The 12,430-nt window shown below is 58.6% G+C and carries 14 protein-coding genes; 8 read left to right on the forward strand and 6 right to left on the reverse strand.

The window, feature by feature from the left end; translation table 11 throughout:
• Positions 1-183: 183 nt before the first annotated feature.
• The 3 genes from mobA to moeA are packed head-to-tail and all read left to right on the forward strand — an operon-like array spanning position 184 to position 2,599.
• Positions 184-765, forward strand: a complete 582-nt coding sequence (gene mobA, locus EDC23_RS12280; RefSeq protein ID WP_134085017.1) for a molybdenum cofactor guanylyltransferase MobA — start codon at positions 184-186, stop codon at positions 763-765.
• Positions 766-770: 5 nt separating this feature from the next.
• Positions 771-1,301, forward strand: a complete 531-nt coding sequence (mobB, locus tag EDC23_RS12285; protein WP_134085019.1) for a molybdopterin-guanine dinucleotide biosynthesis protein B — start codon at positions 771-773, stop codon at positions 1,299-1,301.
• 50 nt (positions 1,302-1,351) lie between these two features.
• The gene (gene moeA, locus EDC23_RS12290) at positions 1,352-2,599 is read left to right on the forward strand and encodes a molybdopterin molybdotransferase MoeA (protein ID WP_134085021.1); all 1,248 of its coding nucleotides are present in this window, start codon (positions 1,352-1,354) and stop codon (positions 2,597-2,599) included.
• 453 nt (positions 2,600-3,052) lie between these two features.
• Here moeA and trxA read toward each other — a convergent pair whose 3' ends face one another.
• The 3 genes from trxA to EDC23_RS12305 form a co-directional block, all read right to left on the reverse strand.
• Positions 3,053-3,439, reverse strand: a complete 387-nt coding sequence (gene trxA / locus EDC23_RS12295) for a thioredoxin (RefSeq protein WP_134085023.1) — start codon at positions 3,437-3,439, stop codon at positions 3,053-3,055.
• Between the two features lie 79 nt (positions 3,440-3,518).
• The gene (locus EDC23_RS12300; RefSeq protein WP_134085025.1) at positions 3,519-3,956 is read right to left on the reverse strand and encodes an NUDIX domain-containing protein; all 438 of its coding nucleotides are present in this window, start codon (positions 3,954-3,956) and stop codon (positions 3,519-3,521) included.
• Positions 3,953-4,363: an RNA-binding S4 domain-containing protein gene (locus tag EDC23_RS12305; RefSeq protein ID WP_134085027.1), complete on the reverse strand. Its 411-nt coding sequence runs from the start codon at positions 4,361-4,363 to the stop codon at positions 3,953-3,955. The genes EDC23_RS12300 and EDC23_RS12305 overlap by 4 nt, the downstream gene beginning before the upstream one ends.
• A 66-nt stretch (positions 4,364-4,429) precedes the next feature.
• On the opposite strand from EDC23_RS12305, the gene EDC23_RS12310 reads away from it, so the two are divergent.
• On the forward strand, positions 4,430-5,998 hold the full coding sequence (locus tag EDC23_RS12310) for a bifunctional aminoglycoside phosphotransferase/ATP-binding protein (protein WP_134085029.1): 1,569 nt from the start codon (positions 4,430-4,432) through the stop codon (positions 5,996-5,998).
• Between the two features lie 125 nt (positions 5,999-6,123).
• Positions 6,124-6,414: a TusE/DsrC/DsvC family sulfur relay protein gene (locus EDC23_RS12315; protein WP_134085031.1), complete on the forward strand. Its 291-nt coding sequence runs from the start codon at positions 6,124-6,126 to the stop codon at positions 6,412-6,414.
• An 85-nt stretch (positions 6,415-6,499) separates the two neighbouring features.
• Here the strand turns inward: EDC23_RS12315 and EDC23_RS12320 are convergent, their stop codons facing one another.
• Positions 6,500-7,207, reverse strand: coding sequence for a polyamine aminopropyltransferase (locus tag EDC23_RS12320; RefSeq protein WP_134085033.1), 708 nt, complete (start codon positions 7,205-7,207; stop codon positions 6,500-6,502).
• A gap of 109 nt (positions 7,208-7,316) precedes the next feature.
• On the opposite strand from EDC23_RS12320, the gene EDC23_RS12325 reads away from it, so the two are divergent.
• Both EDC23_RS12325 and EDC23_RS12330 read left to right on the forward strand, forming a co-directional pair.
• Entirely contained in the window at positions 7,317-8,006 is a 690-nt protein-coding gene (locus EDC23_RS12325) for a hypothetical protein (RefSeq protein ID WP_134085034.1), read from the forward strand.
• Positions 8,007-8,011: 5 nt separating this feature from the next.
• Positions 8,012-8,263: a YcgL domain-containing protein gene (locus EDC23_RS12330; RefSeq protein WP_134085133.1), complete on the forward strand. Its 252-nt coding sequence runs from the start codon at positions 8,012-8,014 to the stop codon at positions 8,261-8,263.
• A gap of 437 nt (positions 8,264-8,700) precedes the next feature.
• On the opposite strand, the gene EDC23_RS12335 is transcribed toward EDC23_RS12330, so the two are convergent.
• Together EDC23_RS12335 and EDC23_RS12340 are read right to left on the reverse strand one after the other, a co-directional pair.
• Positions 8,701-9,009: a BolA family protein gene (locus EDC23_RS12335; RefSeq protein ID WP_134085035.1), complete on the reverse strand. Its 309-nt coding sequence runs from the start codon at positions 9,007-9,009 to the stop codon at positions 8,701-8,703.
• A 158-nt stretch (positions 9,010-9,167) separates the two neighbouring features.
• Positions 9,168-11,600, reverse strand: a complete 2,433-nt coding sequence (locus EDC23_RS12340) for a Lon protease family protein (RefSeq protein WP_134085036.1) — start codon at positions 11,598-11,600, stop codon at positions 9,168-9,170.
• Between the two features lie 330 nt (positions 11,601-11,930).
• Between EDC23_RS12340 and EDC23_RS12345 the strand changes: the two genes are divergently transcribed.
• Positions 11,931-12,359, forward strand: a complete 429-nt coding sequence (locus EDC23_RS12345) for an Rrf2 family transcriptional regulator (protein WP_134085037.1) — start codon at positions 11,931-11,933, stop codon at positions 12,357-12,359.
• Positions 12,360-12,430: the final 71 nt, after the last annotated feature.

A 12,430-nucleotide genomic window follows, 5' to 3' on the forward strand; every position in this document is an offset into this window, starting at 1 on the left:
TAAACCTTCTGTATTCCTTGAAACTCACTTCCACCAGCGACGGAGACCGTCTGTCATCGCCGACATTGATAAACCGCAGTAATCGTTCCGGTTTCTTAAATAATTTTTCTTCGTGTCTTCGTGCCTTCGTGGTGAATCACTTTCAAGTGGTGAAATCCCTTTCAAGCTGCGATACTTTGCCGCATGAATTTTCCTGAACCGACTGAGGTGACCGGCATTGTCCTGGCCGGCGGCCGGGCGCGGCGCATGCAGGGGGAAGACAAGGGCTTGTTGCTGTATCAGGGACGCCCGTTGATCGAACATGTCTGCGAACGGTTGCGGCCGCAGCTCGCGCGTCTGTGTATTAACGCCAATCGCCATCCGGACACTTATCGCCGTTACGGTTATCCGGTCTTCGCCGATCAGTGGCCCGATTATGCCGGTCCCCTGGCCGGCTTTTACAGCGCGCTGCAACAGTGCGAGGGTGACTGGTTCTGTTTTGTCCCCTGTGACACGCCGTGCCTGCCGGGCGATCTGGTCGAGCGACTCTGTGCCGCCGCCCGCCGTGAACAGGTGCCGCTGGTATCGGTCAGCGACGGGCAGCGGCTGCACGGTACGGTTTGTCTGCTGCATCGCTCTTGTGAAGCGGCGCTGCAAACCTATTATGAGCAGGACGGGCACCGGGTCCAGGAGTGGATTCGCAATCAGCCGCACGCGGTTGTCGATTATGCCGACCAGCCCCGGGCGCTGCTCAATATCAATGAACCCCAACAACTGGATACCTGAGTCTCATGATCGATACTCTCTGCCCGTTACTCGGTTTTGTCGGCTACAGCGGCAGCGGCAAAACCACCCTGTTGACCCAGCTGATTACATTGCTGCGGGATCGCGGTTATCGCATCGGGGTGATCAAACATGCCCATCATCAATTCGATATTGATTATCCCGGCAAGGACAGTTATGAACTGCGCCATGCCGGTGCCGCTCAGATGCTGGTCGCCTCGCAATACCGCTGGGCCTTGATTACTGAAACGCCGCAACAGGATCATGATCCGCAACTGGATGAACTGATCGACCAGCTGGACTGCGCCAATCTCGATCTGATCCTGGCGGAGGGTTTCAAACACGCCGCCTATCCCAAGATCGAGGTCTATCGTGACGTGGTCGCCCACTCGCCGCTGAATCCGCAGGATCCGGATATCATCGCGCTGATCACCGAATTGCCCGCGCCCGCGGCAGGCGATTTACCCCTGCTGGATATCAATGACCCGTCCGCCATTGCCGACTTTGTGGAGGCGTACCTTCAGCAGAACGGCAGCTGATGTGGCATAATCCTCCGCCCCAATGGCAACCGTTGATCGAGTAACCGACTATGTCCGCCAAACCTTCCTGCGACGAATTCGATCCCAATAACCTGCGCGTGGACCAGGCGCTGGAGCAGATTCAGCACAGCATCACGCCGGTACAGGAAACCCTGACCCTGCCGCTGATGCAGGCGCACAACCATATCCTGGCCGAGGCTATCCGCTCGCCATTGAATGTGCCGCCGTACAAGAACTCGGCCATGGACGGTTACGCCCTGCGCGGCGCGGATCTCGGCGACAATGAAATCACCCTGGATCTGATCGGCACGGCCTTCGCCGGCAACCCGTTCGACGGGGAAGTCCAGGGCGGCCAGTGCGTGCGCATCATGACCGGCGCCAAGCTGCCCGACGGCGCGGACACGGTGATCATGCAGGAACATGCCAGCGTCGACAGCGAACGCATCACCTTTGGCAGCGGCCATACGCCGGGACAAAACGTGCGTCACGCCGGCGAGGATATTGCCGTGGAGGATGTGGTGTTACAAAAAGGCCAGCGTCTGCAGGCGGCCGAGATCGGCCTGCTGGCCTCGCTCGGCGTGCCCGAGGTCACGGTGGCACGCAAACTGAAGGTCGCGTTTTTCTCCACCGGCGATGAACTGCGCCCGGTCGGTGAAGTGCTGGAAGAAGGCCAGATTTATGACAGCAACCGTTACACCCTGTACGGCATGCTCAAAGAACTGGATGTGGAAATTCTCGATCTGGGCGTCATCCGGGATGTGCCCGAAGCGATCGAAGCCGCGTTTGAACAGGCCGCCGATCAGGCCGATGCAGTGATCACCTCCGGCGGCGTGTCGGTGGGGGAAGCCGATTACGTTAAAACGACCCTGGACAAACTCGGCGAAGTCAGCTTCTGGAAGATCGCCATGAAACCGGGCAAGCCGCTGGCCTTCGGCCGGGTCAAAAATGCCTGGTTCTTCGGCCTGCCCGGCAATCCGGTGTCGGTGATGGCCACCTTCTACCAGTTTGCCCTGCCCGCCCTGCGTCAACTGATGGGCGAGACGGCCGGGCCGCCGTTGACCTTCCAGGTCCCCTGCAGTGAAAGATTGAAAAAACGTCCCGGGCGCACCGACTTTCAGCGCGGCATCCTGCAGCGCGACGAACAGGGCAATCTCACGGTCAGCGCCGCAGGCATGCAGGCCTCGCATATCCTCAGCGGCATGAGCCGCGCCAACTGCTTTATCATCCTGCCGCTGGAAGCCGACAACATCGAGCCCGGCAGCCTGGTCGAGGTGCAGCCGTTTCGTGGATTAATGTAAAAAGATATTCACCACGAAGACGCGAAGTCACGAAGGAAAATCCGTTAAAATCCCCTCAAACCCGCATGCGGTAAGCTAAAAACCAGGATGGATATTACTGAGCAGGATCTATACAAAAAAACAGAAGTTCCTGCTTCATAAATAATCACACATCCTTGTACATTACTTGCTTCGCATCAAACTTGGATTTCAATCAATTCTTCGTGCCTTCGCGGTGAATAAACGCAAAGATACGAAGGGAACCCTGCTCGATCCCCCCAGGCACCCTGAAGTCGAAGATTAAATTCGGATATAAATATTCGTGGCGTGAATATATACAAAAATAGAGTTCAATACCTTGCGTGACAACCGCACATCCATGTGCCTCATTCGTGTCACGCTCGGAATTGATTACAATTTATTCTTCGTGCCTTCGCGTCTTCGTGGTGAATAAACGCGACAACAATTACGGAATCAGGACTGGGCCTGTTGTTCCTGTTCCTGCTGTTGTTTGGCGACTTCCTGATGGACTTTTTCCATATCCAGGGCCTTGGCATCCTCGATCAGTTTTTCAAACGCGGACTGCTGCAATGCGCCGGCTTCGGAGAAGAGGATAACCTGCTCGCGGAAGATCATCAGGGTCGGAATGGAACGGACATTGAACATGCCGGCCAGTTCCTGCTGTTCCTCGGTGTTGACCTTGGCGAACACGACGTCGTCGTGCTTTTCGGAGACTTCTTCATAGACCGGGCCGAAGGACTGACAGGGACCACACCACGGCGCCCAGAAGTCGATAATTACAAAGTCATTCTGCTCGATCACATCTTTAAAGTTTTCGGTGGTCAGATCTACGGTCGCCATGGGTTTCTCCTGCGATTTGGGAATTTGAAAATTTTACTTGTCTGAAAATATAGGGTCGAATTTTTTTGATACAACCCCGTCACAGCCGCAGCGGCGGGCGCTCGCCGGTGGCCAGGAAATGGCGGTAGTCGGCGAGTATAAGTGCATGATCAAAGGCGAGATTCTCCGGCAGATCGGTCAGGTCCACCAGTTTGATGGCTTGCGCATCATCCGCCGCCTGCGGCTGCCCCGTGGCGCGGGCAACATAAACCGCGCTTACTGTGTGGCCACGGCTGTCGCGGGCCGGATCCGAATAACAACCGAGCAATTGCTGCAATTCGATCTCGAGCCCGGTCTCCTCGCGCGCCTCGCGCACCGCCGCCTGCTCCAGCGTCTCGCCGAGATCGACAAACCCGCCGGGCAAGGCCCAGCCCGGTGGTGGGTTTTTGCGTTCGATTAACACCAGGGGCTGCCCGGCCTGATCCACCAGACGAATGATAATATCCACGGTCAGCAACGGGGTCTCGGGACGGCTCATGAACGCTCCTGAGTGTGCTTGTTGACGAAACGGATGATCTTGCGTCGTTCACGTTTATCCGGTTTGCGTTTGGGGTGCGGGTTGAGCCGTGCCTGCTCTTTTTGGGCCGCCTGCTGCGCTTCGCGCCGCGCGATGCTCTCGGCCTCCTCGCTGTATAACTGTTGCGCAACACTGGCCGGCCCGCGACGTTGCGACAGTTCACGTACTGTCAGTTCAAAGGTCAGCGACTGTTTGCGCACGAGGATCTGATCACCGATCTGTAACGGCGCGCCGGGTTTGGTGCGCTGACCGTTGAGTCGCACATGGCCGCCGTTGATCGCCTCCATGGCCTGCGTACGGGTCTTGTAAAAACGTGCCGCCCAGAGCCACTTGTCCAGACGCACGCGCGTAGCTTGTAATCCCGACATATGTATTGTTCCGATAACCCATCAGCGCTAGGCTGTCAGCATGAACCCGATAACCTCAGTGTAGCAATGAGCGAGCCGCAGACTCCAGCCTGGCTGACAGCGTTGCAGCAACCCCGGGCCTATCCCCATCCGGTCGAGCGGATTGAATTGATCGAAACCCATATCTCCCGGGTCCTGCTTACCGGGGAATTTGCCTACAAACTCAAAAAACCGCTGGATCTCGGCTTTCTCGATTTCAGCACGCTCGACAAGCGGCATTATTATTGCCAGGAAGAGTTACGCCTGAATCGGCGTCTGGCCGCACCCATCTATCTGGATGTGCTGGCGGTCATCGACAGCGCCGACGGCATCGTGATCGGTGATCCCGAACAGACTGAAGGGGCGCTCATCGAATACGCCCTGAAGATGCGCCAGTTCGATCCCGAAGAAGGCTTTGACAGGCTGTTACAACGCCAGCAACTGACCGAACAACATCTGGATCAACTGGCGCAACTGATCGGCGACTTTCATCAACAGTTGCCGGCGGCGCCGGCGGACAGCGACTACGGCAGCCTGGCGGCGGTGCGCCGTCCCTGCGAGGAGAATTTTGACCAGATCCGTGAGCAGGCGCCGCAACTGGCCGACGATCCCCGGCTGGCCGAACTCAGCCAGTGGAGTGACAGGCAGCTCACGCAGCAGGCGACACGGTTTGAACAACGCCGGCGTGACGGCTTTATTCGCGAATGTCACGGCGATCTGCATCTGCGCAACATCGCGTTGTGGCAGGAGACGGTGATCGCCTTTGACTGTATCGAGTTCGATCCCGCCCTGCGCTGGATCGACACGCTCAACGAGATCGCTTTTTTGATCATGGATCTGGACGCCCATGACGCCGGCGGGCCGGGCTGGTATTTTCTCAATCGCTATCTGGAGCAGACCGGCGATTATGCCGGCCTGGATCTGCTCGGCTTTTACCGGGTCTATCGCGCCATGGTGCGGGCCAAGGTGGCGGCCATCGAGCTGGCCCAGCATGATGAAACGAGCCATCGAGAGGAACTGGCCCACTATCTCGATCAGGCCATGGCCACTCTCCACGCCGACCGCCCCGCCCTGCTGATCACCGTGGGCTTCTCCGGCAGCGGCAAGAGCACCGTCACCGATCAGTTACTGCAACAGCTGGGCGCCGTGCGCCTGCGCTCCGATGTGGAGCGCGAACGCCTGTTCGGCCACGCACCCGAGGAGCAGGGGATCGGCACCGGCAAATATTCAACCGACGCCAGCGACCGGCTCTACGCGCATCTGCGGGAGCAGAGCCGTCACCTGCTGGCGGCCGGCTACACGGTGATCGTCGATGCCGCCTTTTTGCAGCAGGCCCGGCGCGCCCCGTTTCTCGCGCTGGCCGGCGAGTGCAACGTGCCCCTGCATATCCTGGCGCTGGAAGCCGACCCCGACACCCTGCGCCAGCGCATCCGCCAGCGCCAGGCCGCCGGACGGGACGCCTCCGAGGCGGATCTCGCTGTGCTTGAGTCCCAGCTGCAACAGCACGATCCGCTGGATCCGGCCGAAAGCCGCTATGCCCTGCACATTGACACCCGGCAGCCGCTGGATCCCGCCGGGCTGGCAAACACCATCCGGGGGGCCGCGAACGGCCAGTAACCTCGCCTTTGACGCGGATAAAAGCGCGGCAGTGTCTTGTAAATACCCGAGTCTTTTGCTAAGGTTATAAGTACCTTTTGGGTTAGCCCCAAAAATTAAATTTTCAATTAAGAGGTAGAACCACTGTGGAACTGAATCTGGATGGCGAAGGCTTTCTGGTCGATCGTGATGACTGGTCGGAAGAAGTCGCCAAAGAACTGGCCAAACAAGACGAGATGGAAATCGATGATCAGATCATGGATCTGATTAATCAGGCGCGGCACATGTATGAAGAAGACGGCGTCGTTCCGCCGATTCGCAAATTTGCCAAACAGACCGGCGTCTCCTCCAAAGAGCTGTATGACATCTTCAAAAGAGGCCCGATGAAACTGATTTGCAAGTGGGGCGGACTGCCCAAGCCGACCGGCTGCGTCTGATCCTGCCAGGTTACTTCCTTAAGGCTAAAAGACCGGCATTACTGCCGGTCTTTTTTTGTCCGCCCGTTTAACCGGGTGTCACCTTTCAACGGCGCGCCAGATAGACGCACTGGGTAAATTCCCGATCCTGATAGGGGTTGTAGAAGGTCACTGGCTCGGCGCGCGCCCCGCCAAAGACCCAGGCCAGCCGATCGGTGAAGTTCGTGTCGGGCAGCTCGTTGGACCACAGGCCGAAGACGCCGCCGGGACGCAGATGCCGCGCCAGTGCCTGCAGGCCGGCGGATTCATAGAACGCGTCGTGTCGGGTATCCAGGTGATGATCCGGCGCATGATCGATATCCAGCAGGATCGCGTCGAACTGCCGGCCGGGTTGTTCCGGATCGAGACCGGCTTCGCTGCCGACCAGCGCAAAAAAGTCGCCCTGCACAAACCGGTTGCGCGGATCCGCGCACAGACCCGGGCCGTTGGGCAACAGGCCCTGGCGGTGCCAGTCGAGCACCGGTTCCAGCGCCTCGACATTGAGCAACTCACCGACCGTGTCATGTTCGAGTACCGCCCGGGAGGTGTAACCCAGCCCCAGCCCCCCGACCACGACCTCCAATGCCCCGCCGGCCAATTCGGCCAGGGCCAGATTGGCCAGGGCAATCTCCGAGGCGGTGAACAGGCTGGTCATGAGAAAATCCTCACCCAGCTTGATCTCGTAGACCTCTGTATCCAGCATCAAGTCATGGCGCCGACGCAGACTCAACTCGCCGATCGGGGTGGGCCGATAGTCCAGCTCTTCAAATAACATGACTTTCCCATGGTTTAATCCGGTTTGTGATCATAACAGTTGGCTCTCCCGGCACGCCGGTGAATTGCGCTATCATGGCGCCTTAATCTGAGCGCAGACTACCCCGACCATGCAGATAGAATTCAGTCACCAACCCGGTCCCCGCGAACGGCACTTGCAACGCAAGTACCGCAATCCCCTGTTCCCGGACGCGGAAACCATCGACGCGGAACAGGTCCGCGAAGCGCGCGAACAGGACGTGGCGGAGCTCGATCACTTCCTGCGCTATTTTCGCGATCTGGTTCAGGAGGCGGTGGATCTGCAATCCAACAGCGAAAGCGACGTGATCCTGGATATCAAGGAGCGGCTGGATCAAAGTTACATCCAGTGCTGCGCCCTGCCGGGCAATCATCACGAGATCAAACAGGCGGTCAACCGGTTGATCGAGGTCATCATGGCGGCGGTGCGCCAGGGTGCCGCCAACGATCCGGTGGCACTGGGTAAACTGGACGAGGAAGATGAGGCCCGTCAGCTGCACAACCGGCTGGCCGACGAAGTCTTCGTTGCCGATCTGATCCTCCCCGAATCGCCCATCGGCCAGAACGAACTGGTGCCCGCCCTGTTGAGCGAATCGCAACAGGCCGTCGCCGCCGCGTTGCAGCTGTTCGATGCCGAACAGCTCAGCACCCTCTACCCGGAGGCGAAAACATTGCTGGAACAGCTCCAGCAGCAGGGGCATGCCCTGCCCGAAGCGCAACAGCGCTTACAACAGATCGAAGCGGCGCTGGCCGGAGCCACCGCGCAGGTGACCCTCAATTGAACGCGGTGAGCTGCTATGTCTATCGCAGCCGGCGCAAACCCGGCACCTACGTCTATCTGCCGGTGGAGAATGACTGGTCTGACGTGCCGGAACACATCCAGCAGATATTGGGCGAGACCGAACAGTTTCTGGAGCTGGCACTGACGCCGGAGCGTCAGCTGGCGCTCTGTACCGGCGCAGACGTGATCGCCGCGATACAGGAGCAGGGGTTTTACCTGCAAATGCCTCCCGGGGATAAATCAGTGACTAGTCTCTAGGGGCTAGTCGCTGGTAACAACATCATGCCGGCACTCTTCCCACCAGGATCCTAACCGGAAGTCGTAGGTCACGCTGGCGGTAGCCTGCGTGACACCCTGCGAATAGAAGGGCGTCAGGTAGCGCTGCGCGCAACCTGACCTACCCGGTAATTGACCTGCCTTGAGGGAACGAACCGTATTATCACGACACACTAGAATTGTCTCTCGCAAAGACGCCGAGCTCGCGGAGGATAATAATTAACTTTCTCTGCGCCGTGACGCCTCTGCGAGAGAACCAGATACAGGTTCCATGAGCTAGAAAAAGTCGTAGGTCACGCTGGCGCGATAGCCTGCGTGACACATCTGCTGATACGGCAGAATGCCAGGTAGCGCTGTGCGCAACCTGGCCTACGCCTCTGCTCTGTTACTAGCCCCTAGAACCTAGTAACTAGCACCTGTTATTTACCACCCCCGTGACACGGTGGTGAATCGGGGGCCTGGCCGGTCTCCTGCCATTCGTCCGGCGCGTAGGTGTGCAGCGCCAGGGCGTGGATCTTGTTCTGCAACTCCTCGGCCAGGACCTCGTTGATCATCCGGTGGCGGGCGATCAGGGGCTTGCCGTCAAAGCTGTCGGCGACGATCACCACCTTGAAGTGGGATTCGGAACCCGGCGGGACATTGTGGTTGTCGCTTTCGTTGATCACCTGCAGATGCGCGGGGTGAATCTGCTGTGAGAGTTTTTCCTCGATGACCGCTTGCATGCTCATGTTCTGGCTCCGTTGTTGCTTTGGCCCCGCTGGATGCCGGGCGTAATAGAGTGTATAGAATAAATCATTATAACTGCGGCAGTTATAGGCGCGTCCCGATGGATTTCAAGCCCGCAGTCTGTGGTGTCTTTCGCTTCCCGCCCGCTCAGGCACCGACCTCATCCGGATTTGGGATCGCTGTTCTGCTGATCGCCCTCATCGTCTTCGTCACCGTCGCCCGGTTTGGCGAATTCATGGCGGGTTTCAGCAAAGTCTTCCAGTCGCCGTTTGACCTTGTCATTCACTGTATCCCTGGGGTATTCGCCCTGCGCGTCGATGGCGCCGGCGCTGACGCCGGTCAGCACCTCGATGGCCTCGTCCACGGTCGCCACCGCGTAAATATGGAATTGTCCCTGCCGGGCCGCCTCCACCACGTCCTCGCGTAACATCAGATGGTCCACGTTATTCGCCGGTATCACCACGCCCTGCTCGCCATTCAGCCCCCTGGCACGACAGACGTCGAAGAACCCCTCGATTTTCTCGTTGATGCCGCCGACCGGCTGCAGCTGGCCGCGCTGGTTGGCCGAGCCGGTCACCGCCAGGGACTGACGGATGGGGAGATCGGCCAGCGCCGATAACAACGCACACAGTTCGGCGACGGTGGCGCTATCGCCCTCGATCCCGCCATAGTTCTGTTCGAACACCAGGGTGGCGGCCAGCGACAGCGGTTTGCTGCCGGCAAAGCGCGCGGCCAGATAGGCGCTGAGGATCATCACCCCCTTGGAGTGGATCGAACCGCCCAGATCCACCTCGCGCTCGATATCCACCACCTCGCCCTCGCCGACCCGCACCGTGGCCGTGACCCGGGCGGGATGCCCGAAAGCGAAGCGGCCCAGTTCGTTGACCACCAGTGCATTGACCTGGGCGGTCACCCCGCCCTCGGTATCGATCAGCAAGGTACCGCGACGAATCTCCTCGACAACATGCCGTTGCACGCGATCGGCGCGATAGATCTGTTTGTCGATGGCCTGTTGCACATCCGCCCGGCTGACCCGCTCGCGGCCCCCCCGGCGGGCCCAGTAATCGGCCTCCTGCAACAGATCGTTGATACTGCGCATGTGCACCGAGAGTTTCTGGGTATCTTCCACCGCCCGGCGACTGTGCTCGACAATGCGGGCCACGGCGTCGCGATCAAAATGGTGTAACTTGTCCTTGCGGATCAGCGTCGCCAGCAAGCGGGCGTACAGATTCTGGTTGTCTTCGTTACTGTCGATGCTGTTTTCAAAATCGGCCTGCACCTTGAACAGCTCGGCAAAGTCGGGATCGTAGGCCTGCAACAGATAATAGAGATAGCGCTCCCCGACCAGCACTACCTTGAGGTTGAGCGGAATCGGTTCCGGCTCCAGGCTCACGGTACTGATCAGGCTGTACATCTCCGCCGGCGACTCGACATAGACCTGCTCGGCATAGAGCATCCGCTTGAGCGCTTCCCAGGCAAACGGCTGGGTCAACAAGCGATGGGCATCCAGCACCAGATAGCCGCCGTTGGCCTGATGCAGGGCGCCGGCCTTGACCAGCATGTAATCGGTGACCAGGGTTCCCATTTGCGAGACATATTCGATCCGTCCGATCAGGTTCTGGAAGATGGGCAGATCCTCGTACACCACCGGCGCCCCGCTGGCCTGACTGTTGTCCACCAGCACATTGACCTGATAACCGCGAAACGACTGCTCCGCCTTGCCGGTCTCCCACATCTCGACCTCTTCCTCCTCATCGCGAAATGCGTTGAGGTTGTCGATCACATCTTCCTGTACCTCGGACAGATACTCGTTGATCGCTTTGACGTCGGCGTATTTCTCTTTCAAATCCTCAATCAGATGGCCCACCGCAAACATGCCGACCTCGCGATTGAGCGCCTTGATCGCCTCGCGCAGTTCCCGCTGCCACTGACTGCGCTGATGGAGGATGCCGCGCAACTTGTCTTCCAGACTGCTGATTACCGCCGTCAGGCGTTGCTTCTCCTCCTCGGGCAACGCATCGTATTCGTCCGATTTCATCGGCCGACCGTCCTTGACCGGTACAAAGCTGAACTCGTCACGGGCGCGCAGCACGGTCACGCCGTGTTTTTCCGCCTCTTCGGCCAGTTCAACGAATACCTGCCGTGAACGGTCCTGAAAGTTACCGTGTAACTCCTGCAGGCGAGCATGATACTGCTCGGTTTCGAAGGCATTGGGAATCGCCGAGCGCAGATCCTCCACCAGCTGACGCATGTCATAGGCAAATGCGCTGCCCCGCCCGGCGGCCAGCTCGATGGCGCGCGGCTTCTCCGGGTGGGCGAAGTTGGCGACATAGATCCAGTCGCTGGCGACCGGCTCCTTGTCGGCGCACTGGCGCAGGAACTGGCTGACCATGGTGTGCTTGCCCATACCGCTGGGGCCGAGCACAAACAGGTTATACCCGTGCTGGTGAATTCCCAGGCCGAAGTGCAGGGCCTCCTCGGCCCGGTCCTGCCCAAGAAGGCCATCCAGATCAGCCAGTTGCGAGGTGTCATCAAATCCGAGCCGGGCCGGATCACAGGCCGTATAGAGGGCCGCCGCGTCGAGTGCTTTCATGAATCGTCAATACCTTGGTTGAATACCGGGTTCCACACACGCCGCCACCCGGCCAACGGCATTCCATCCTACACGATGTGCCTCAGAGCGTCGCCGGGACGGGAACCATCCGGAATTTTGTGTGCCCAATTAAAATACAGTAGTTTATCAAGGAAACATCATTAAGCTGTTGTTTTATAAAGGATTATCTCTCTTTTCCATGTAAACAGAGGGGTTGAAGTTTACAATTGTTCACCATATACACATTGTCAAGCTACGGGAATAATCCTAAGTTGATAAACAAGTTAATTGCTAACACCGAAACGAACACAAACCTCAAGAGGCCAAACCATGAAACTTTCATCCCGAGCAGACTATGCCGCCAAGGCAATGCTGGAACTGACGATGAGCCCGGACCGGCCTGTGACCCTGGCTTATCTGGCACATACCCAGAACATCTCCATCTCTTACCTGGAACAGATTTTTGCCCTGTTGCGCAAACATGAACTGGTGCGTAGCGTGCGGGGTCCCGGCGGCGGCTATGTCCTGAACAAAAACATCGACGAAATCTCCGTGGGCGATATCGTCAAGGCGATCGACCTGCCGGAAAAAGAGAAAGCCAAAGACAACGTCCCCACCGGCCACGGCGCCCCGGAAAGTGCCCACCTGTGGAAAGAGCTCTCCAGTATGGTCTATGACTATCTGAGCAGCGTCAGCCTGCGGGACATTCATGAAGAGCACAAGAAGCACTCCGGCGACAAATCCAGCCAGGCCGCCTGAGTCACCACGACAAGCTGAAATTAACGGCGCCGCTGTCGGAAGACGACAGCGGCGCGTTTTTTATCTGCATC

The sequence above is a fragment of the Thiohalophilus thiocyanatoxydans genome (genome assembly GCF_004366735.1).
Classification (GTDB): Bacteria; Pseudomonadota; Gammaproteobacteria; order UBA6429; family Thiohalophilaceae; genus Thiohalophilus; species Thiohalophilus thiocyanatoxydans.